Genomic DNA, 21,146 nt, shown 5'->3' on the forward strand with positions numbered 1-21,146 from the left:
CGGATATTTTTCCGAGGTACGGTGCGGGTGATGTTTAAGGATGATACGGGCAAGACTTTGACGCGCTACATTCACATCGTGCAGCGGCGGGGACAGCAGGGGGAACCTTTGGTGAGTGTGAATATGAAGCCGGGGGAACGCCGTTTGGTGCAGGTGGATTTCTTGTATCCGCCGGATGCGACGCCGCCGCAAGTTTTGACTGTGCGATCGAGTAATTAGTTGGTGGTTGAGTGTTGAGTGTTGACTGTTGGCTGTTGACTGTTAACCTTTGGGTTTTTGTATTAATGAGTTAAGATAGGCATTAAGTTTTGGTGAAAGTTCATTTAATAATGGATGCAGTCGATCGCTCTGTTCTTGAGTCAAAAGATTGCGAGTGTAGGCAAGTCTCACCCAATGTCTTGTTTCGTTTAATGAACCCAAGAGCAATTTTCACAAAATGCGGATTATCTTGATAGGTATAGCATCCATGTCATTCTGCAAGATTAGCACCAACACTATCAGCCGATCGCACTATTTGTTTGCCCATCGTATCCTTCGCAAAGTCGTCCCACTTTTTAACAATAAACTATATTTCGTTTGATATTTTTTCAGCTAATTGATAAACTATTAGCTGTTGGAAGCTTTCTATATTAGCTCCTTTAACATAGTTGATGGCAAACCATTGACAGTCAACAGTCAACAGTCAACTGTCAACTGCGAACAGTCAACAGTCAACAGTCAACAGTCAACGAATTAAAGCGTCAAAGATTGAGGATTTGTCTCAATCAATTTAGCTAAATCTTGCAAGAAAGATGCAGCGTCAGCCCCGTAAATAATCCGGTGATCGCAAGTAATATTCACCTGCATTTGCCGCTTCACTCCCATCAAACCATCTTCATTAGCTACTACTTGCGGCCGCGAAGAGCCGATCGCCAAAATCGAGCCTTGATTCGGCGGCAAAATAGCGTCAAACTTGTCTACTCCAAACATTCCCAAATTGGAAAGAGTAAAAGTTCCCGTGCTGTATTCATCAGGCTTCAACTGCTTGGTGCGGGCGCGATCGACTAAATCCTTCCAAGTGCGCGAAAGCGAATAAATATCGAGGCGATCGGCATTTTGCAACACCGGCGTAATCAAACCGCCGCCATCCATCGCCACCGCTACCGCCACATTAATATCAGCGCGGTGTTGAATTCCCGATTCCACATAACAAGCATTCAGCAGAGGATGTTTTTGTAAAGTTACTGCTACAGCCTTCGCCAGCATAGCCGTCATCGTGACGCCCTTGGACTTAATTTGTTTGTAGAGTTTGTCCAGATTATCAGTAGTAATTGTGTAACCGACGCGGAAAGACGGCACGCTCAAACTTGCTTCCATATTCCGCACCACCGCATTTTGCAGCGCATTCATCGTTACTTTTTGGCCCGAAAGTGCGATCGCCGGGACTGCTGCGGGGGCGGGTTTGGCTGCTGCGGGTGCGGGCGCTGCGGGTGCCGGTGCGGGTGCTGCGGGGACTGTTACCGGTTGCTGAACCGGAGCGGGTTGGGCTTTGCCGGCTGCTGCTTCCACATCCTCTGCGACAATGCGACCGTTGGGCCCGCTGCCTTTGATAGAATTCAAATCTACTTTAAACTCTTTGGCTAACTTGCGAGCGCGGGGAGAAACGACGCTGCGGCCGTTTTGGCGGCTGACATTTTGCTGCAAACCTGCTGACGATGTAGCTGCGCTCACAGGAGCGGGGCTGGGAGCAGCGGCGGCGGCTGCGGTTGGAGCGGCGGCTCCTTGCTGCTGAGCGACGGCGATTTCGGCTTCTGTTTCTGCTACTAGGGCGATTGCCGCCCCCACCGGAGCAACTTCGCCCGCAGGTACAATAATTATTGCTAAATAGCCTTCGTAGAAAGACTCCACGTCCATGTCGGCTTTGTCGGATTCAACCACCACCACCGTTTCGCCTTTTTCTACTTTGTCTCCGGCGGATTTGACCCAGGAAACAATTTTGCCCTCTGTCATTGTCGAACTCAGGGCTGGCATGAAAACTTCGCGAATCATCTGTAAAAAGTCCTTTTGTGTTGGTAATAGGTAATCGGTATTTGGCAATTGATCATTGGCGACCGGCCACCGGCAATACTTATTATTATGCCAGTCTCTCGCATTCTTGATGTGTGACTGTTGACTCAAAATCAATTGCCAATTACCGATCGCCAATTACCACTTACCAATTTCTAAATATCACCTCGAATTTCTTCGACTATGCCGTCGCGGAGGAGAATTTCTACTTGCATTTTTTGAATCAAGTTTTCTCCGAGCCCGACAGTGAACGTGCCGTCAATTTGACCTTGACTCACTTCTTGTTCCAGGTCTAGCACCTGCACTTGCTGAAGCTGTTGCAGGTTTTGGTTTTTCTGTTCTAGCAGTTCGCTTTTTCTTTGATTCACCTGCACTTGAATGTTTTCTATTTGCTGCATTACTTGCGGGCCTGGGGGCTGCAGATTTTGCTTTTGGATTTCTGAAATCATCCGCTGCCCTTGCATTTCTAACTGTTGTAGCTGAGAGTCTATTTGGTTGATTTGGGCTTGGAGTTGCTGTTGAGCTTCTTCTTTCCAGCGGGGAGTAACGACGACTTTAACGTTAATCGATCGTTTCAAGAGTAATTGTGGTTCCATAAAGTTGTTGCTTGTCAATTAGGAATTAGGCATTAGTCATTAGTCATTAGTTGGTAAACATGAACTAATGGCCCAGGACTGAGGACTCGGACTCGGACTCGGGTGTTGGGATAATTTTTTCTTTTCCATTCCCCAAGTCCTGCGAATATTTCAAAACATCCCGTCAATCATATCGCGGTAGTGTTGCGTCACAACCGGGCGCTTAATTTTTAGGGTCTGGGTCAACATTCCATTTTCGATCGAAAATGGCTCCTGAATCAACCGGAACGGGCCGATGCGATCGTCCGCGCGGTATCCGGGGCGATTTTGCACCTCTCGGTTCAATTCTTTGCGGAATAAGTCTTGGATTGTCTTGCTATTCCAGTCAGTTTCGTGTAAAGGGGGATTCTGAGTTTCTGCCCATTTCTGCACAGCTTCTGCATTGGGGACAATTAAGGCGCCGACGGATCTCTGGTCTTGACCTACTAGCATAATTTGGTCGATGTAGGGGCTGCGGAGGCAGGCATCTTCTATGGGTTGGGGCTCGATGTTTTCGCCGTTGCTGAGGACGATCGTATCTTTAGCGCGCCCCGTCAAGATTAAGTCGTTTCCCGGTGTCAGCCAGCCCAAATCGCCAGTGTCGAACCAGCCTTCGGGGTCGAGCGCCTTGGCAGTCGCTTGGGGATTAAGATAATAACCTGCCATGATTTGCGGCCCCCGCGCCAATACCAAGCCGCGCTGGCCTGTGGGCAGTTGCTGTCTGGTTTCTGGGTCTACTATTTTAATTTCCGTATGGGCGATCGGCTGTCCTGCGGAACCTTTAAGATTGTGCCAAGGGCGGCGCACAGTTAAAACCGGCGAAGTTTCGGTTAAACCATATCCCACCAACAAGCCGATATTCGCTATTTCAAAGAAATTGTCTATATGCGCGGCCAAAGAACCGCCACCGCTAATCGCCCATTTTAAGCGTCCCCCTGTAGCTTCCCTGACTTTTTGGTAAACCAGTTTTTCGGCGAGGGCGTGCACGGGCGACAACAGAATGCTTTTGGTGCGGGCGATTAGTTTTTCGGAAGCAGAAGCCGGTTTCAAACTGAGAGTTAATCCTTGGAAAATGCGGCGGGCTTCTATGTATTGCTGGCTAGAAGATAACAGGAAATTCACCAATTTTTGTTTGTTAGGTGGCTGTTCCCGAAATTGCTTTTGTACGGCCTCATAAATCGATTCCCAGATGCGCGGAACACTGACCATGTACTGGGGTTTGTAAGTTTTAAAGTCTTGTTTGAAATAGCGAATATTGGTGTAAATTTGCGTGCATCCTTGGGACAGCAGGAAGTATTCGACGCTGCGTTCGTAGGCGTGCCAACTGGGCAGAATGCTGAGGACGCCGTCGCCGCCTTCGGGCTGGAGAATTGTGCCCAAGGTGTTGAGTTGGTGCAGCAGGTTGCCGTGAGTCAGCATGACGCCTTTGGGTTTGCCGGTGGTGCCGCTGGTGTAGAGGAGGGTGGCGAGGGTTTGAGGCTTGTGGTTGGTGGGTTTGAGGGGACGGTTGGCCCCTGTGGTCATCACTTGGGAAAATTTGACTGTGCTTAGGGTTTGGCTGGTTTCCGGTTCTTCGTCGGAAAGGAGGACGATGAGTTGAATGGGCAAATCAGGGAGGCGGTGTTGCAGTTTTGTCAGTAATGCCAGGTTTTCGACTACCAAGGCGGTGCTGCCACTGTCTTGGATGATGTATAGGAGTTCTTGAGGGTCGGCGGTGGCGCCTCGAACAACGTTGGCGGCCCCGGCCATCATGATACCTTGGTCGGCTATCAGCCAGCGGGGGCTGTTATCTGCGAAGAGGGCGACGCGGGGAGGGACTGCTTCTTCGGGATTTGGTTCGATGCCGAGGGCTTGGAGGCCGGCGGCGAATAGCTGGATTTGCTGGTAGAGGTCGGTATAGGTGAGTTTGATTTCTGGCTGGCTGTGGGGGTCGTGGAGGGCGACGGTTTGACCGAATTTTTGTTTGACGATCGCCCAAATTTCGGGTACTGATTGGATGGAACTGTAATCGATCAGGCGACTGAGGTTAGCGCGATCGCGATCGGTCAGTTGAGACAATGTGTAAGATGCTGGGTCGTTCATAGGGTATTTTCCTGAGTTTATGGAGATAAAATTATTGGCTATAAGTTTAAGATCGCAGTTATTTTACAACTTTATGGCAGTATCGTGACAGTTTGCCAACCTGCCATTGTCTATTTAGAAAATTAGGGATACAAAATGATGAAAATTATAGTTGCACAGAAACAGATGAATTTACCAAGGTAGATAGTAGTTGCTTTGAGTGCTATCGTAGCATTATCTGAAAATGCGCTTTACCTCGAAGTTGCGAGGGCGCAACCGGGAAACAATAGGCGAACATTTGCGGATTAGTGCCGCCAAAAAGCTGATTTGAGTCCAGAAACCAAACATACTGTTGACGTGTTGTTGAAGGAAGCAGGGACTAATGATTGCGATGTGGCCGATCGGAAACTTTCTAGTCTCACGGAGCTCGGCCTCAACGACAAGCAAATCAGCGACATCAAACCGCTAGCATCCTTGACTAACCTGACTGAGCTCGGCCTCAACGACAATCAGATCGGCGACATCAAACCGCTAGCATCCTTGACTAACCTGACTCGGCTCTCCCTCAGCGGAAATCCGCTCGCTCCCAAAACTTGCCCTCTTTCGCCAGAGTCTATCTGTAAGTGGGAACCCCCAGCCGAACCATAAAACTTGAAAATGATGCCCGATCGCACTTAAATGTTTCAGTCGCCGAGGGCGTGCTGCTGATAAAGTACGATCGCCAATTCTATCCGCACATCGGCTTCAGTCAGGGGGAGATTGTCGGCAAGGGCGATCGTACTTTGCATGATTTATGGTAGTTTTAGGTTTTTATTGGCTTTTAAGTGCGATCGTTTAATTTTGCAATTCGGGTTTAATTTTGTTAACAGGACTTACCCACAGATAGTATCTGTAGGGCGAAGCACACCGCACCTTATCCCCACAAATTGTGTAAAAATTGCTCCCTTGCATAAGTCCTATTTAAGCAACCTTGCGCGGTGCATCAACCATCGGTGCAGTACCAAACAAATGTCTGAGATAACTGCGACTGAGCTCGCGGTTCCAGCGCCGCAGACGCACCATCACTCGCGTGAATGTAAAAGTTAATTCCAACACCAAAGAAATCTGTTTGAGACTGAGTGAAGTATTAAACACATCATTGCCGTGCGTGCGTTCAATCTGATGATGCTTCAGCAAAGCAATCAGGTTTTTGGTAGAGCCTTTTAGTTGATTGAAGTAACTCTGGGAGAATGCCCAGCGGCTGAAACCCCAAAACTTAGCCAAATGATTGATTTCATCCTGTAAAGGCTGCGAAATTGCCTGTTGCAACGCCCCAGTTGAGTGTACCATCAACCATAAATAAACAGAAGTAGCTCCCCACTCGGTACTCAGGCGACTAATCACGTGTTTGTAGGTATCTTGCCAAGCGTCACCTGTGGATTGACAGCCATTCACAGAGTTCGGTTTAACTTGCAGTTTTTCCCCTGTAAGTTGCTGGTAAATTTTCCTAAATGTCGGGCAATGTTGGCGTTCTTCTTTTTCCCAAACACCTATCTCTAAAATGTTGCCATTGGCATCAAAAATTCCTCCCATAAACCGCGCCATTTGCGGATAAATATGCTGTAAGTAGCACCAACTTTCTCTACCGTAGCTGCGGATGGGAGCTTCAATTTCTGCCGCACTTGCCAAAATTTGTAAAAATATTTCTGGCTTGACACCAATAATTTGGTCGCGATTGATTCCTTGCCAATCTATGGGTTCCCAAGGGCGGGGATGCGGGGCGGAAAATTGCTGGGGTAGATCGGAAAGTCGATCGCTCAAAATTTCCAATGACATATAATGGTCGATGAGGGAGTTAATCCTCGCCCGACTTTGCAAGTAGCGAGGGCTTTGATACTGATTTCCAGCCAAATCAATTGTATATACCTTACCAGTAGCTTTCATTGTTTCTGCCTGTTCGTAACTTTTACAGCTATTGTGCAAAAGGCATTGGGGAAGTCGCAATGAGTAACGTGCAGGCTGCTCAATGACTAGCAGTTGCCTTGACTGAGCCGAACTCAGGTGAAACGGCATGAAGTAGGGTGAACTAAATAACAGATGATACGGCTAAGATGTCCCGAAAAGTAGCCTTCCTCCAATAAATCGTCTATACTTCAGTCTTGACCAATTCCATAAGTAGAAAGTTGGTGGTGCTGGCATTGCAAAAATTTTTGATTTTTAGAAGCGCGCAGCACCTCTAAGCTGTTGCACATTTAAACTGTGATACAAGGATTACCCTTGTTTTTGATTGGGCCATCCCATTTAATTATTAATTGTCCTTCATTTAAAAGGAGCTGCCATAAATAGTCTAGGTCTTCAATTGATATAAAAAATCGAGTGGTCATATATTATTTTGTCTAATGCTTTACTAATTCAATTAAGTTATAGTCGGGCTGTATTCGGGGAAAAATTATCCATGAAAATTAGGCATTTCGGTTTCAATTATTTTTAGGTACTCTTCTTGGTAGTCCTATTTAGGTAAGGGTGGACATAGCTCTTTTCATGTAAGGCTTTCAGAGCTTGGAGCCAACCTTACAGACCTGAAGTATCTAGGCTTTTTTAATGCTTTTGCAGCTACAAAGCCAAGACATTAACGAAATAATCAGCACTTTGAACCCTGTCCTGAGCAGATACTTGGATCTTTGTACACGGTAGTAAATCAATGAACTCCAGACTGCCAAGGAATTTCAACCATCCTTACCTTTAGGGCACTACCCTCTTCTTTAGATATTTCCCAAATAGTAACATTAGGTAGTAAAAAAACATAAAAGACATTTTTTTACACATAAACCTGAGCGACATCCTGAATCATATTGAAGAAAATCCTAAAAAAACACAGCGATTAATTGGTCGGGCGTATGAACAGTTACAAGCATTGCTCCAAAATGCCGAACTATGTTAACTGTAGCATACATTGAGTGCCAGTTAGAATGCGTTTAGCCTGAATGAAGAACCCGGATTCTATTTCTTAAGATTCAACATCAGACAATTCCCTGTTGAGCAAAACAACTCAAGCAAACTTAATGGCAATATCTTCTGATTTCCAACTATTATTGACCCAGGAAGGAAACTCACAAAAGACACTCCATAAAAGTTGCACAAGTAATAAATAAGTCGCGTGAGTTGGGAGCATCTCATATTTGTAAAAAAACTTTTTCTGGCTCCTGCCTTCTTCCTCTTTCCTCCTGGATTCTGACTCCAAATTCCAATTTCTAGCTTGGCTGCAAAAGTGAGATGCTCCCAGTTCAAGAATGGGAGTACACCCCGAAATACCCATAAAACTGGCTAAACTACTCAAGCGACAAAAAGGGAAATTTTCTCACTGCGATAACTACTTCAAAGATGGAGATTCGATAGAGGTTGACCACATAATCCCCAAATCGAAAGGTGGAAGGGAATCGTATGATAATTGACAATTACTCCATCGACATTGCCACGATCCAAAAACTGCCAAGGATGGCAGTCTCGCTAACAAATCTAGCTGCAAAAGTGCTAAACCTAAGCCACCAGTGGAACCAAGGCTTTGGGCGTGGGAAAACGATATGTTGGTAACGACGTACTGATGACAACAGCCATTTTATTGAGGAGCGGAATGATGGGAAACTATCACGTTCCGTTTTGGAGAGCCGTGGAGGAGGCGACTCCTTCACTGACTTTAATTATCCAGAAAAAGGGAATGAATATGCTAGGGATGGAGCGGCACAACGGTACCTCTGGGCAAGAGGAATCTGCCTCGAAAGAGGGAAAGTGTGGGGAGAAGACCCCCTCTACTATTGACGATGCACCCTGAGATAGCAAGTGGACTTCGATGAACCATAAATTAGAATCTCCGTCCGCGACGGTCGGGGAGTCTATCAAAAATGTCGAAACAGCCTCATCAAACAAACGACAAAAGGTACTTATGGCGATCGCGCCCCAAAAAAATTCTCCCCCTTCCTCCCCTTTCCCCAACTCATTCACTGCCCGCGCCTTGCGACTCACTAAGCTATCTCACGCACTATTCTCCTTCCCCTATCTCCTTTCGGGCTCATGGAAGTTTCCGTAATTTATCTTAACTATAAAACTCAAAACTCAAAACTATTCACCAGCCCCTATCTCCCTTCAGACAGAGGGAAGTCTTCGTGATTTCCCTTATCATAGATATAAGGTTAACTTCTAAGTACCCTTGTTAAAAATAATTTTTGCAAACAATAGGGGAAAAACTAATGAATACTGAAGAAAACGCGACCCACATTGGTAGCGAAAATCAAGTCACCCTACCAAAATCGCGGGAAATATTGCTCGGTGAGGAAACAGAAAAAGCCCTCGGTCAGCAAAAACAAGAAGATGCTCAAACTAGGCGCGCTGTCGAACAGTTGAAAGAAGAACTTCAGCAAAAAATAGATAAAGAGTGTCATCACAAGGTAGATTAAAACTAATAGTTTTTTTTCGGGTGGGGGTAAGATCGGGTCTTGCCTACACCCGTCTTTTTAAGGCAAAGTTAAATAAAATTTTAAAATTATAAATTCTTTAGGGTTGAAAAAAATAGTCTTGCACGCACGCGCGACCCTCCAACAGTTTTTTACAAAAATACTTGATTGCAGCCAGCACAAACGGTAAAAACAACAATAATTAAGTATGAAAGTCGCAGTTAGTTCAAGACTGCAAATAACTGTTCCCTATGCCATATTCCATATTTTCTATTCCATTTGTTATTTATTCTTTCTTCCTAGAGGTAGAGTGCAACGCAGCTCCTAGTTACCTATGATGAGTTCATTAAGTAAAAAACGTCAAATTAGATACAGATAGGGAGAAACCAATGAGCACTGAAGATAGAGCAAAGGCAACTGGCAACAACATCGCAGGCAAAGCTCAAGAAGCCCTAGGCAATGTTACTGGCGACCCGAAGGATAAAGCAGAAGGCAAAGCCAAGCAGGCAAAAGCTGAAGCTGGTCACGCGATTGAAGATGTAAAAGATGAGCTCAAAAAGAAACTAGACTAAGCCTAATAGTAATTGAGAGGGTCGAGCAACCTGACCCTTTCAAGTATTCAAGTTGTTTTCAGAAGGGAGGAAAAAAGGTGAGTTTATTGCAGCAGAGTCGCAAAATAATTGCGGGCTTACTCTTGGTTTTAATGCTGGCTATTACGACTGCCTGCGCGCCCAGCGTTTCAACCCAAAAACCGACTGATGTACCTGTAGCAATTGGCGGCAGTCAGGGTTATTACGCGCAGCTAGAACGTGGCAATACCGCCGCAGGTCAAGATTTTGGTCAATGGGTAACAAAAACGGCTAAGGGGCTGGTTCAGGATGCTTACGTTCGCGACAATAACAAATTGGGAGTTGTTATTACCCCGCAAGTCCGCCCGACTGAAGTGAAAGATTTGGCCAAATCTTTAGCACAAGGTTTTCACCGCAATTTCCCAAATCAGGATGTAAGTGTTTTGGTTTACGCTCCTGACAAAAAACTGATTTTGACTGCTAAGTACGACCAGCAATCAAATCAGATTGAATACAAGTCTTGACCTGGTGAGCCAGCTTAAATGATAGCCGCGTGGCGGTTTAATATTCCGCAGTTTTTTGAAGGCGAAAGCATCTCAATTTAAGACTGAAATGTTGTGTAGATTGGAAGAGAGTTACCATGAGTAGCAGCGATAATTACAAGCGTCAAATCATGAACGATTTAGCCCAGGGCGATCGAGAAATGATGCCGGAGACAACTGGTGAAGATTACGAAAACTTTGACGATTTTGCTCAGAGAACTTCGCCTGCTCAGCGCAAACAATTATTCGGGCGTTCCCTGAATCACGACTCCCTCCCGCCGGCTCAGTTGGAACCGGAATTGCAAAAGGCGATCGCCCAAATTAAGCCAAATGAACGCGACGATGTAGCCCGCGAATTCTTCAAGCATTTGGGCAAGAGAGGATTGGACGATCGGCAATTGGAAAAGCAGCTAGGACTTTCTACCCACCACGCCAGCCGCATGAATGCTGACGATGTTACCAAGCTGGCCTCGTTTACCTATCACAATCATCCGGATATTTTCCGAGAAGTGCTGGCCGAACAGCCGAGTTTGATGAAGTTTTTGGGAAATCCAGTTGTTGCTGGTATTTTGGGAATAGTTGCTGCTAAATGGCTCAACAACCGCAAATAATCTTCGATTCAGACAAGTCTAAAAGCGGATAATACGTGCAGCAAATAAAAGGACGATCGCTGGAGCGATCGCCCTTTTATTTTTATATTTTATATCTAGTCCTGTAAAATAACCGTGAGCGCGTTTGTCGTTAAGACTTGAGTCCTCAGAAGCTGATCAGGACTAAAGTTATCACTACAAACCTTTTTTATTGGGTCGTTTGAGGCGAAATTATAATATTATAATAAACTCCCGTGATTTAAATCTTTATTATTAGGTTAGTCTGTGTCCGGGTGATTAACAACCCTTGCCAATTACCGACTACGAATTACCGATTGCCAATGACTAATTATTGGTCAAAGCTAAAAATAGCTCGACAGCAGTCAACAGCGGTATACCTGACACTCCGCAAAATTAAATGTAGGATTAAGTGTTGCCGTGAATCAGAAAAAAAGATGAACGTATCCACTATTTGGCGAAAACTCCGTAGCCAGCAAGCCTTCTGCTTGGCTGTACTCCTGGCAGGTTGCCTTGTATTTATCGGTTGTTCCCCCGCGCAGTCAGCGGCTGGCAATTCAGTCGATCCCAAGTTGAAAGAGCAAGTCTTGCAGGTTATCCGCGAAAACCCGCAAGTAATTTTAGAGTCGGTACAAGGGTACCAGCAACAGCAGCAGCAGTCTCTCAAAGCAGCGCAGCAGTCATTTTTGCAGGAGATGAAAACTAATCCCAAATCTTCGATCGGGGATTCTCCCAGCACGGGTTCAGCTTCGCAGCAAATTGTACTTTTAGAATTCTCTGACTTTCAATGTCCGTTTTGCGCGCGCGCTCACGATACTGTCAAGCAGTTTATGGCAAAACACCAGGACAAAGTTACTTTAGCTTACAAGCATTTACCCTTGACTTCAATTCACCCTCAAGCGCTGCCAGCAGCTAAAGCAGCTTGGGCTGCTCAACAGCAGGGAAAATTCTGGGAATATTACAGCGCTTTGTTTGAAGGACAGAAAGAGTTAGGCGAGGCATTATACACATCGATCGCCCAAAAGCTCAATCTAAAATTAGATAAATTCAACACCGATCGCAACAGCCCCGCCGCCGAAGCCGCCATTGCCAAAGACGTGCAACTGGCTCAACAACTGGGCATTGAAGGGACTCCCTTCTTTATTATGAACGGCCAAACTTTCTCCGGGGCGGTCGAGCTTTCTGAGATGGAAAGCATTCTCGCCTCTGTCTCGAAATAAGAAATTAGGAGAGGGCAGTGCGGTGTTCCTACAATATTATTTTGGGATAGGGAGACGGCACTGCCCAGCGGGGTGTCACCCAACAGGTCAAACCCAGTCACAGAATCGTGTTTGACGTTTAAGGCCAGGTTCGCCCCGATCGTCGGAGGGGACAAGAATCTTCTCAAAGTTTTGCGAGTATCAGGGGGATGCCAGGGGATCTAGACTTCGCTGTGAACCAGAGATAAAAAGGTTTTCAGGCGATTGTTGACACAAATGGGAATTACCGTGTCCTTTTGCTTGATCGCATACAAAAAATCGATCTGAGACGATAATGGTGTTGCGATCGATCAACTCATATATCACTGATGGAGGAATAAGCTCATGACACCCGTGACATCTCCAACCGATCGAACCAGTGGATTATACGTGCGTTCCCCCGATGGAGAAAAACTCGCTTTTCCCCTGAAACATACAGAAGTCCGAGCCAAAATAGCGGGAAATTTATCGCGAGTTGAAGTCTCGCAAAAATTTGAAAATCCTTTCACCAAGCCGCTGGAAGCCGTCTATATTTTTCCGCTACCGGCAGAAGCAGCGGTAGATGAAATGGAAATAAAAATCGGCGATAAGACCATTAAAGGCAGCATCAAAAAACGCGAAGAAGCACAGCGCATTTACGAAAAAGCCAAACAAGAAGGGCGGACTGCGGGTTTGCTGGAACAAGAGCGAGATAATATTTTCACCCAGTCCCTTGCCAACATCAAACCCGGTGAAGAAATCGATGTCACGATTCGCTATACCGACAGCTTGAAATTTCTAGCTGGCGATTATGAATTCGTCTTTCCGATGGTTGTCGGGCCGCGATATATTCCCGGTACGCCGATGGATGAAACGGCAGCCAGCGGTAGTGTCCCAGCCCCAATGACAGTTAATTCCGATACCGATATTGTTCCCGATGCGTCGCGGCTGAATGCCCCGATTTTGCCACCGGGAAGGCGATCGGGACACGATATCGGCGTGACGCTGGAAATTGAGGCGGGCATACCGATTCGTAATGTCAATTCCCCATCCCACCAACTGCAAATTGAATATTTCGACTCTCCCCAAACTTCCTTAGCAAGCGAGCAGACAAATGGGCAGAGGGTGCGTATTCAGTTGGCAAATCAAGATACAATTCCCAACAAAGATTTGATTGTTCGCTATCAAATAGCGGGTGGAAAAACTCAATCTACGGTATTAACTCAAGCGGACGCTCGCGGCGGGCATTTTGCAGTTTACTTGATTCCGGCGATCGAGTACAAAACTGATGAAATTGTTCCGAAAGATGTCGTATTTTTAGTCGATACTTCCGGTTCGCAATCCGGTGCGCCTTTGCAGCAATGTCAGGCATTGTTGCGGCAATTTATTAACGGATTGAATCCAGGGGATACTTTCTCGATTCTGGATTTTTCCGACTCCGTGCGCCAACTTTCCCAACAACCGCTACCGAATACAGCAGAAAATCGACAACAGGCGATCGAATATATCAACAAACTCCGCGCTGACAATAGTACGGAAATGTTGGGCGGGATTCGGGCGGCGATCGATTTTCCCGCACCATCCGGGCGCTTGCGAACCGTGGTATTCCTCAGCGACGGTTACATCGGCAACGAAAACGAAGTTCTCGCCGAAGTGCAGCAACATCTCAAATCGGGGAATCGCCTGTACAGTTTCGGTGCGGGGAGTTCCGTCAATCGCTTTTTACTCGATCGCATTGCGGAAATCGGGCGGGGAATCTCGCGGATCATCCGGCATGACGAACCAGTTAACGAATTTGTCGAAAAGTTTTTCCGGCAAATCAACAATCCGGTGTTGGTAAATCTGGAAATTACTTGGCAGGGAGAGGGCGAAAATCCGGTAATTTATCCGTCAGTTGCGCCGGATTTATTTGCCGAACAACCGCTGGTTCTCTTTGGAAAAAAGGGCGATCGCCAAGCTGGAACACTTCAGATAAAAGGGGTTAGTGCAGGCGGACACCAGTACGTCCAAACCTACCAAATCGACTTTAGCGATCCTGGAAATCCGGCAGTTGCCCAGCTTTGGGGGCGGCACCGCATTAAAGATTTGATGAATCAGATGGTGCAGTACGAAACCAAGGTGGGGGTGGAAACAGTGACAGAAACGGCGCTAACCTATCAGCTTCTGTCGCAGTACACGGCTTTTGTGGCTGTCAGCGATGATGTGCGCGTCGAATCGGGTACGGAATCCATCTCGATGAACGTGCCGGTAGAAATGCCGGAAACTGTGGAATATGAGGGCGTATTTGGCAACACGGCTTTTATGGTGCAGGAAAGTCCAGCTTCCCAACCTGTTGCAATGTTTATGCAAGCTCCCCCACCTGGAGGATATGCAGAACGAGCGCGCGGTATCCAATTTAACCGCATGGAGAAACCGAAAGTGTCCGCACCAGCCCCCTGCAGCGCCCAGAGCGCACCCTCAAAAGCCCGCCGGCGCCGCACATCACCTGTAGAAGTCGTTAGCGCTGCGGGGTTGGATGAAGTGGCGATCGATAGTTTAAACCAACACTTGGCAACTCTGACTGTCCCGCCCGGTACAAACGGCGAATTGGTGTTAGAAATTGTCTTCAGTAAGGTGCGCGCCAGCCGCATAGTTGTGGATGCTGAGGCTTCGACTTTGGCGGATGTGGAGTTGCTGAAAATCATCAAAAAATGGTTGTTTAGCTGGCGCATTCCTCAATCGATTACTAAAAAATGGCTGTTTAGCTGGCGCATTCCTCACTCGATTGAGAATCCAGTGCGCCTGACGTTGCGGGTGCGATCGTAAAACAGCTTGAGTTGCATCACAATCCGGGCGATACTTTTGCTCGATCGCCCACAAAAAAATGGAAGAATTTGCTCTTCCATTTTTTAATAATGACTATTCGTCCTGACTGCAAACCACTTTTTTTATTAGACTTCTCCCATAATTATCGTGGAACAGGCCCTCGTTGCCTGTTCAAAATCTGCTTTGAGAGGAGAAGTCTATTGGTAACTTGACGGACACGATCGAATTTTTAAATTAAACCGCAGCCAACTCAGGAGTCGGACGCTTGCTGTGGCGGATACCCTCGATCGCCGCTGCGTAATCATTCGCCTTAAACACAGCAGAACCAGCGACGATCGCATTTGCGCCTGCTTCCAGAACCTGCCAAGTATTGTTCCCCTTCAAACCGCCATCCACCTCAATCCAAGGATCGAGGCCCTTGTCGTCGCACATTTTACGCAACTGGCGAATTTTCGGCAAAACAGCCGGGATAAAACTTTGACCGCCAAAGCCCGGATTGACGCTCATAATCAGCACCAAATCGCAAAGTTCCAGCACGTATTCGATCAACTCCAGCGGCGTCGAAGGATTAAGAACCACACCAGCCATTTTGCCCAATTCCCGAATTTGGCCGAGGGTGCGGTGCAAGTGAGGCGAAGCATTGTGTTCCGCGTGAACCGAAATAATGTCAGCACCAGCCTTAGCGAAGTCCTCGACGTACTTCTCCGGCTCCACAATCATCAAGTGGACATCGATCACCTTGGTAGTAACCGGGCGAATTGCCTCAACAATCAGCGGCCCGATAGTAATATTAGGAACAAAGCGACCGTCCATCACATCTACGTGAATCCAGTCAGCCCCAGCTCGATCGACCGCCTGAATCTCTTCTCCAAGACGGCTAAAATCGGCTGATAATATGGATGGAGCAATAACAATTGATTTTTGGGATTGGGTCATGGCTAAGTCTGTTCTCCTGTCTGCTGTGCTGTATCCAGTTTATCAAAATACGGGTCTCCGGGTCGAAAAGTTGCCAACGATCGGTCGCGAGATTGGGAGGGGAGAAAAATTTTACCTCTGACAGACAAGTTTGGCGATCGCGCACCAGCCCGGATCTCCGAATTTTGGTTTAGGATATAAATTTTGCCTCTAACAAATAACTTTTGTGCAAAATCCGACCTTCTGCAAATTTTGAGTAGCGAATTATGAAAAATACACATCCCTTAGAAAATCCTGAACTCGATCGTGCCAGTCTGTTTGTATTAATGATCCCAGTCATCGGCTTTTTCCCCGCCCTGTGGACTCTTTACCGCCGTCAGGGCAGCCCCGAACGCAAAGCCATCAGCCGCTTGGCAATTGCCCTTGCTTTTAGTTGGCTCTTAGGACATATTCTTTTAGAAGCTGGAGCGATTTCTGCGGAATCTCAGACACTTCCCATGTTATTAATGAGTAGCCTGCTAACAACCAGCTATTTCATCGTTGCTCTGGGACTCATGGTTCGCCTCTGGAAGCGTCAACCGCTATGGTTGCCCGGAATTAGTCGCGTAGCCGAGCAAGTAGTAGGCAAACATTTATCATAATTTAGGGTTATTTTCAGCCCCTACCCTATTGATTGATTGCGTCTTCAGCTTGATACTACATATTGCCATTATCTTTTTTATTTTTGTTGTGTGTGAGGAAGCCAGTGCCAGCTCAAAAAATTCCTAATCAAGACCCTATCCAACAATCAACTGCTCAACCTGCCACCAAAAAAGCTTCCCAGCCCCATCGAGGCCGCTGGCTGGGTTTTGGTTTTGGTTTAGCTGGAGTAGCCATGCTCTCAGCCACAGCCGGAGCATTGCTAGCCGTCTCCCTTTCCACAACGCCGCTTCAGCAACAAAAGTTGAGCCCTGAAGAAGCAGCAGTATTTTCTCAAGGCGACATGGCAAAGCTCAACATGAAGATGCCCGAGCTGACTCGGCCAGTTAATATTTTAGTTTTAGGACTTAAAGTTCTGACCTCTGACATCGAAGGAAGTGTCAACAAAAATGTCGGATACGAAGTTTGGGAAAACTCCTTTAAGGGCTTAACCGATACCATGCTGTTGGTTAGGTTTGACCCTCAAAATAAAAAGTTAAGCGTGCTTTCCATTCCGCGAGACACCCGCACCTATGTTGAAGGCAGGGGCGAGGTGAAAATAAACGAAGCTAATTACTACGGGGGCCCAGCTTCGTCAGCGAAGGCAGTCAGCGGACTCTTGGGCGGCGTGGGAATTGACCGCTATGTCACAGTCAATATTCAAGGCATAAAAAGTTTGGTCGATGCACTTGGTGGCATTACTATTAATGTCCCTAAAGACATGAAGTATACCGATGAAAGCCAGCATTTATATATAGATTTAAAGGCGGGCAAGCAGAAACTAAACGGCGAACAAATCGTGCAATATTTGCTTTACCGGCACGACGATTTGGGCGACATCGGGCGGGTACAGCGCCAACAATTGTTGATGCGGGCTTTTGTGGAACAGGAAGTAAATGTAGGTTTGCTGTCTCGACTACCGAAGATTTTATCGGTGATTCAGTCTCACCTTGACACGAATTTGAGTATAGAAGAATTGGTAGCTTTAGCTGGTTTTGCTACTCACACCGATCGCACTGGCGTGCAGATGTTGATGGTTCCCGGCAAATTTAGCGATTCTAAGGACTACAAGTCAAGTTTTTGGTTGCCAGACCAATATGCCATCGAAACTCTGGTGGCAGAACATTTTGACTTCGGCCAAAATACTTGGCAAATTGAGAATGCTGATTCGACTTTTCTGAAGGTGGCGATTCAAGATAGTACCGGCGATCCATCGGCTGTTGAAGCTTTTGTCAATAATTTGACTCAAGCCGGTTATCGGAATGTTCAGGTTTATAAAGCTTGGCCCGAACCGTTGGAGGTAACTACTCTAGTAGCTCAACAGGGCGATATTAAAGGTGCTCAAGCGATTCGCCAGTTTTTGGGTTTTGGAGATGTGCTGGTTGAGAGTACCGGTTCTTTGCAGTCCGACGTGACAATTAGATTGGGTAAGGATTGGTTGGAGAAAAAGGCTCAGTCCGGCGGTGCGGCTAAGTCTTTTTAAACTGGATTTTAACTGGGGCATTTGTAGGGACACAGCAATGCTGTGTCCTCTTCTTTTCGGTTGGTATGAGATGGAGGCGATCGCTTTTTTGTCGATTTACTGATACTATCTTTTTTGGTGATGATGGATCGCGATCGCAATACCGATACTTCCCTCCATAATTTGAACTAAAACAATAATCAACGAGGGAAAGCTTAAGATATTTTATAAAGGTAGGGTTGATGAACAAGGGTGCTAAAATAGACCGACAGCGGGAACATCAGGCTAATGAACGCACGTTTCTTGCATGGCTACGAACTTCACTCGCTTTAATTGGTTTTGGGTTTGCGATCAGTCGGTTCAGTTTATTTCTCCGCCAATTTCAAGCTACAGTGACTCAGCAAGAAGTTTCCTCCCCTCCCTTCTTCAACTCAGAAACTTTAGGGCTGAGTCTGGTAGTTTTGGGGATTGCGGTGATTGCCTTAGCAGCATGGCGTTATAATCGAGTATTCTGGCAAATTGAGCGAGGTGATTATCGCCCAAATCGTGTGCTAGTTGGGATTCTGACTGTAGTTGTAATGATTTTAGGAACGTTAAGCATTCCGTTGTTGCTATGGCGAGATCGCGGAAATATAGCTCCCACTTCAACTCCTAAAAACTCTCAATTCTAAGTTAACCCGATCGCTTAGAATTGAGTGAAAATAATCGCAACCATATCATTAAGCTTTTGTGCATCTAGATTGTCTATGGCATTCGAGAGATGGGGAGAAAGTCCGATGGGGATAGGATGTGACAAATTTGGATCTGGTCAGGGAAATATACAATTTCAATGCAGTACAACTTACAAGCGGAAACAAGTGAAATGAAGCCATCGCACCCACAACCAACCTAAAAAACTCCCTACAAAATAAGAGATAAAATCTGACCAACTAAAGTGATTTCCCAAAATCAGCCTTCCGGGTAAAGTAGCTCGCATTGCTTGTAAAAACGGAGGTGTCCACAGTTGGAGAAACTCTACTCCGCAGGTAGCTAGACACACAGCTACAGCCGCCCTAATTTGCGAAAATCGCGGCAATATCAGAACAACCAGCAAAATCCAAAATACCTCATAAGCTATGCTCCCAAAAGAGTCGTTGAACCATTCCGGTGCAGGGCCGCGAGAAAATCTCACTATGTAACCTAAAGGGATAATCACGATTATACTGATGAGCAGGGCAACTCGATATTTGAAAAAACGGCGATGGGGAGAAATTGGGGCAGTCATTAAATTAGAGACAGTTTTTTTTGTTCACTTTAACACTTTGGCTTTAGTATTGAGTCTACTCCCACAATAGTGACATGAGATGAATGATTTCATTGATATTTACTGCGAACGTATAGCGTTTCTCAGATAGATGAGGTACAATAACAGCAGTGAGTAAACCAATTCCTCATATCGGATAATGTAACTTCATTGAAGGCAAACTCTATCGCTTTTGCTAATTCTCGATAATTAGTCGTCTTGATAGAACGGAGAATGTTTTTGAGTTTTGACCATAAATGTTCAATTGGTGAGAAGTCGGGAGAATAGGGGGACAAGTATATTAATTTTGCCCCTTTCTTTTTGATGGCTTTTTCTATTTCTTCTCCGGTATGAATAGTACAATTATCCATCACTACACAAGCACCTTTCCAGAGTTTTGGTACTAGCTTTCGTATAATAAAAGCCTCAAATGTAATTGTATCAGTTGTACCTGTTAAATTGACGGATGTTAGGATTTCGTTGACCGATATAGCTCCAATTATTGAGACATTTCTGCCGCGTTTATTCGGTTTTGGCCCCTTGGCTCTTGAACCTTTTAGAGACCTAGCATATAACCTAACCATTGCCAAGTTTACTCCAGATTCATCAATGAATATTAAGTCTTTCAAACAAATTTGTCGAATTTTTTGCCAAAACTCGTATCGCAGGTTCTGAACTCGGTCAGTGCCTTTGTCTGACGGGAAGAGAGTTTTTTTTTAAGGTCATGTTTAAGAGTTTTGCCATTCTTCCCATCGTTGCTACGCTGATGGTAAACCCAATTTTTTGGTAGAGTAAATAACGGAGTTCTTCGAGAGTCGCATCATTATTTTCTTCAATCAATTGGGCTAAAATCAGGAGTTGTTCTGCATTCAGTTTTAATTTGACTCCGCATCGCTCTGTTCGAGGAGCAATATTTTGGGTTTCACGATACTGTTTGATCAGTTTTTGGACGAAACTAAGCGCTACACAAAAACGGTTGGCTATTGCTCTTTGTGACAGCGGTTCATTATGGTATACATCCATAATTTTTTGTCTAAAATCAATCGAATAAGTTTTCATTTTTACTAATGTGTGATACTTTATACAATCATTGATAGTTGTCAGTCGAGTGAAGGCTGTGGGTCGAGCAAATGCTGTGAGCGCTCATTTAATTATATCTGCATGACATTTTCGGGTTCTATATTTTTCACTTCGTTCAAGTCAGTTACATCATACCTCATCTTTCTGAGAAAGGCTATACCATGCCTGGTTTATGGAGTGAACCACTAAATGCTCTATCTAATATTTCTTTCCTCATTGCAGCCTGGGCTATTTTTCAATTGGCTCGGCGAGAGCAAAAAGTACCCACTGGTGTTTGGATATTGATTACTTTAGCCACCAGTATTGGTATTGGAAGTGCCCTATTTCATACATTTGCGACACAATGGGCAAGATTACTAGATGTGATTCCTATTATGCTCTTTCAGCTTGGGTTTTTATGGCTCTATAGCCGTCAAGTAGTTAGAATGAAATATGGATATGCAGGAGGATTGCTCGTAGGATTTTTCTTTGCCAGCAACTTCAGCAATAAGTTTACAAATGTTCTCAACGGTTCTCTCTCTTATGCTCCTGCATTTTTAGTGTTACTAGGGCTTGGAGTATATCACTATCAGCAGCAAAAGCGTGAGCCATTTGTTCTATTAGCAGCATCGGGGGTATTCCTGTTAGCCCTTACATTCCGCACTCTAGATCAGGCAATTTGTCCTTACTTTTCAACTGGCACCCATTTTATTTGGCATCTTTGTAATGGTATTTTGCTGTACTTATCAGCAAGAGCATTAATCCTCAACAGGCCTATGATGGACAGGGTAAGCTCATCTAATTTGGTATAAATTGTACTTGACAAAAAACCGCCAATAGACTTTATACCTGTGAACCGAA

At 45.7% G+C, this 21,146-nt stretch carries 24 protein-coding genes; 14 read left to right on the forward strand and 10 right to left on the reverse strand.

What is annotated here, in order from left to right:
* Positions 1 to 219: DUF3370 family protein (locus tag QUA77_RS25595; RefSeq protein ID WP_333453319.1), on the forward strand; the 219-nt coding region annotated here is incomplete at its 5' end.
* Positions 220 to 261: 42 nt separating this feature from the next.
* Here QUA77_RS25595 and QUA77_RS25600 read toward each other — a convergent pair.
* The 5 genes from QUA77_RS25600 to QUA77_RS25620 form a co-directional block, all read right to left on the reverse strand.
* On the reverse strand, positions 262 to 390 hold the full coding sequence (locus tag QUA77_RS25600; protein ID WP_333034579.1) for a hypothetical protein: 129 nt from the start codon (positions 388 to 390) through the stop codon (positions 262 to 264).
* Between the two features lie 79 nt (positions 391 to 469).
* Positions 470 to 526, reverse strand: coding sequence for a hypothetical protein (locus QUA77_RS25605; RefSeq protein WP_333206223.1), 57 nt, complete (start codon positions 524 to 526; stop codon positions 470 to 472).
* Between the two features lie 206 nt (positions 527 to 732).
* Entirely contained in the window at positions 733 to 2,028 is a 1,296-nt protein-coding gene (locus QUA77_RS25610) for a dihydrolipoamide acetyltransferase family protein (protein WP_333453321.1), read from the reverse strand.
* A gap of 173 nt (positions 2,029 to 2,201) precedes the next feature.
* Complete coding sequence (locus QUA77_RS25615; RefSeq protein ID WP_015179467.1) at positions 2,202 to 2,642, reverse strand: YlqD family protein; 441 nt, start codon at positions 2,640 to 2,642, stop codon at positions 2,202 to 2,204.
* Positions 2,643 to 2,792: 150 nt separating this feature from the next.
* Positions 2,793 to 4,742, reverse strand: a complete 1,950-nt coding sequence (locus tag QUA77_RS25620; protein WP_333453323.1) for a long-chain fatty acid--CoA ligase — start codon at positions 4,740 to 4,742, stop codon at positions 2,793 to 2,795.
* 306 nt (positions 4,743 to 5,048) lie between these two features.
* On the opposite strand from QUA77_RS25620, the gene QUA77_RS25625 reads away from it, so the two are divergent.
* Positions 5,049 to 5,369: a leucine-rich repeat domain-containing protein gene (locus tag QUA77_RS25625; protein ID WP_333453325.1), complete on the forward strand. Its 321-nt coding sequence runs from the start codon at positions 5,049 to 5,051 to the stop codon at positions 5,367 to 5,369.
* Between the two features lie 312 nt (positions 5,370 to 5,681).
* Here the strand turns inward: QUA77_RS25625 and QUA77_RS25630 are convergent, their stop codons facing one another.
* The gene (locus tag QUA77_RS25630) at positions 5,682 to 6,773 is read right to left on the reverse strand and encodes a hypothetical protein (protein WP_333453327.1); all 1,092 of its coding nucleotides are present in this window, start codon (positions 6,771 to 6,773) and stop codon (positions 5,682 to 5,684) included.
* 80 nt (positions 6,774 to 6,853) lie between these two features.
* Positions 6,854 to 6,952: an RQC domain-containing protein gene (locus QUA77_RS25635; protein ID WP_333034595.1), complete on the reverse strand. Its 99-nt coding sequence runs from the start codon at positions 6,950 to 6,952 to the stop codon at positions 6,854 to 6,856.
* Positions 6,953 to 7,990: 1,038 nt separating this feature from the next.
* On the opposite strand from QUA77_RS25635, the gene QUA77_RS25640 reads away from it, so the two are divergent.
* The 8 genes from QUA77_RS25640 to QUA77_RS25675 all read left to right on the forward strand — a co-directional run bounded on the left by QUA77_RS25640 (position 7,991) and on the right by QUA77_RS25675 (position 14,889).
* The gene (locus QUA77_RS25640) at positions 7,991 to 8,152 is read left to right on the forward strand and encodes an HNH endonuclease (RefSeq protein WP_333453329.1); all 162 of its coding nucleotides are present in this window, start codon (positions 7,991 to 7,993) and stop codon (positions 8,150 to 8,152) included.
* Positions 8,153 to 8,268: 116 nt separating this feature from the next.
* Positions 8,269 to 8,529, forward strand: coding sequence for a hypothetical protein (locus QUA77_RS25645; RefSeq protein ID WP_333453331.1), 261 nt, complete (start codon positions 8,269 to 8,271; stop codon positions 8,527 to 8,529).
* Between the two features lie 415 nt (positions 8,530 to 8,944).
* A complete protein-coding gene (locus tag QUA77_RS25650; protein WP_333034600.1) occupies positions 8,945 to 9,151 on the forward strand; it encodes a hypothetical protein in 207 nt (68 codons plus the stop codon).
* Between the two features lie 386 nt (positions 9,152 to 9,537).
* On the forward strand, positions 9,538 to 9,720 hold the full coding sequence (locus QUA77_RS25655) for a CsbD family protein (RefSeq protein WP_333034601.1): 183 nt from the start codon (positions 9,538 to 9,540) through the stop codon (positions 9,718 to 9,720).
* Positions 9,721 to 9,797: 77 nt separating this feature from the next.
* Complete coding sequence (locus tag QUA77_RS25660; protein ID WP_333034603.1) at positions 9,798 to 10,241, forward strand: hypothetical protein; 444 nt, start codon at positions 9,798 to 9,800, stop codon at positions 10,239 to 10,241.
* A 116-nt stretch (positions 10,242 to 10,357) separates the two neighbouring features.
* A complete protein-coding gene (locus QUA77_RS25665) occupies positions 10,358 to 10,870 on the forward strand; it encodes a hypothetical protein (protein WP_333034605.1) in 513 nt (170 codons plus the stop codon).
* Between the two features lie 434 nt (positions 10,871 to 11,304).
* Complete coding sequence (locus QUA77_RS25670; protein WP_333034607.1) at positions 11,305 to 12,087, forward strand: DsbA family protein; 783 nt, start codon at positions 11,305 to 11,307, stop codon at positions 12,085 to 12,087.
* Between the two features lie 363 nt (positions 12,088 to 12,450).
* Complete coding sequence (locus tag QUA77_RS25675; RefSeq protein WP_333453334.1) at positions 12,451 to 14,889, forward strand: VIT domain-containing protein; 2,439 nt, start codon at positions 12,451 to 12,453, stop codon at positions 14,887 to 14,889.
* A gap of 234 nt (positions 14,890 to 15,123) precedes the next feature.
* Here QUA77_RS25675 and rpe read toward each other — a convergent pair whose 3' ends face one another.
* Positions 15,124 to 15,825, reverse strand: a complete 702-nt coding sequence (gene rpe, locus QUA77_RS25680) for a ribulose-phosphate 3-epimerase (RefSeq protein WP_015179568.1) — start codon at positions 15,823 to 15,825, stop codon at positions 15,124 to 15,126.
* A gap of 245 nt (positions 15,826 to 16,070) precedes the next feature.
* Between rpe and QUA77_RS25685 the strand changes: the two genes are divergently transcribed.
* From QUA77_RS25685 to QUA77_RS25695, 3 genes are all read left to right on the forward strand, one after another.
* On the forward strand, positions 16,071 to 16,445 hold the full coding sequence (locus QUA77_RS25685) for a hypothetical protein (RefSeq protein WP_333034612.1): 375 nt from the start codon (positions 16,071 to 16,073) through the stop codon (positions 16,443 to 16,445).
* Between the two features lie 104 nt (positions 16,446 to 16,549).
* On the forward strand, positions 16,550 to 17,965 hold the full coding sequence (locus QUA77_RS25690; protein ID WP_333034615.1) for an LCP family protein: 1,416 nt from the start codon (positions 16,550 to 16,552) through the stop codon (positions 17,963 to 17,965).
* Positions 17,966 to 18,186: 221 nt separating this feature from the next.
* Positions 18,187 to 18,615, forward strand: coding sequence for a DUF202 domain-containing protein (locus QUA77_RS25695; protein WP_333034617.1), 429 nt, complete (start codon positions 18,187 to 18,189; stop codon positions 18,613 to 18,615).
* A gap of 170 nt (positions 18,616 to 18,785) precedes the next feature.
* Here the strand turns inward: QUA77_RS25695 and QUA77_RS25700 are convergent, their stop codons facing one another.
* Both QUA77_RS25700 and QUA77_RS25705 read right to left on the reverse strand, forming a co-directional pair.
* Positions 18,786 to 19,208, reverse strand: a complete 423-nt coding sequence (locus QUA77_RS25700; RefSeq protein WP_333453337.1) for a DUF2809 domain-containing protein — start codon at positions 19,206 to 19,208, stop codon at positions 18,786 to 18,788.
* A gap of 122 nt (positions 19,209 to 19,330) precedes the next feature.
* Positions 19,331 to 20,285 (reverse strand): IS630 family transposase gene (locus tag QUA77_RS25705; protein WP_333453338.1). Its coding sequence is split into 2 segments (ribosomal slippage): positions 19,331 to 19,943 and positions 19,942 to 20,285, totalling 957 coding nucleotides; the frame shifts between segments, so codons are not numbered across the junction.
* 152 nt (positions 20,286 to 20,437) lie between these two features.
* Between QUA77_RS25705 and QUA77_RS25710 the strand changes: the two genes are divergently transcribed.
* On the forward strand, positions 20,438 to 21,097 hold the full coding sequence (locus tag QUA77_RS25710; RefSeq protein WP_333453341.1) for a ceramidase domain-containing protein: 660 nt from the start codon (positions 20,438 to 20,440) through the stop codon (positions 21,095 to 21,097).
* Positions 21,098 to 21,146: the final 49 nt, after the last annotated feature.

It is taken from the genome of Microcoleus sp. K5-D4, assembly GCF_036704575.1.
Classification (GTDB): Bacteria; Cyanobacteriota; Cyanobacteriia; order Cyanobacteriales; family Microcoleaceae; genus Microcoleus.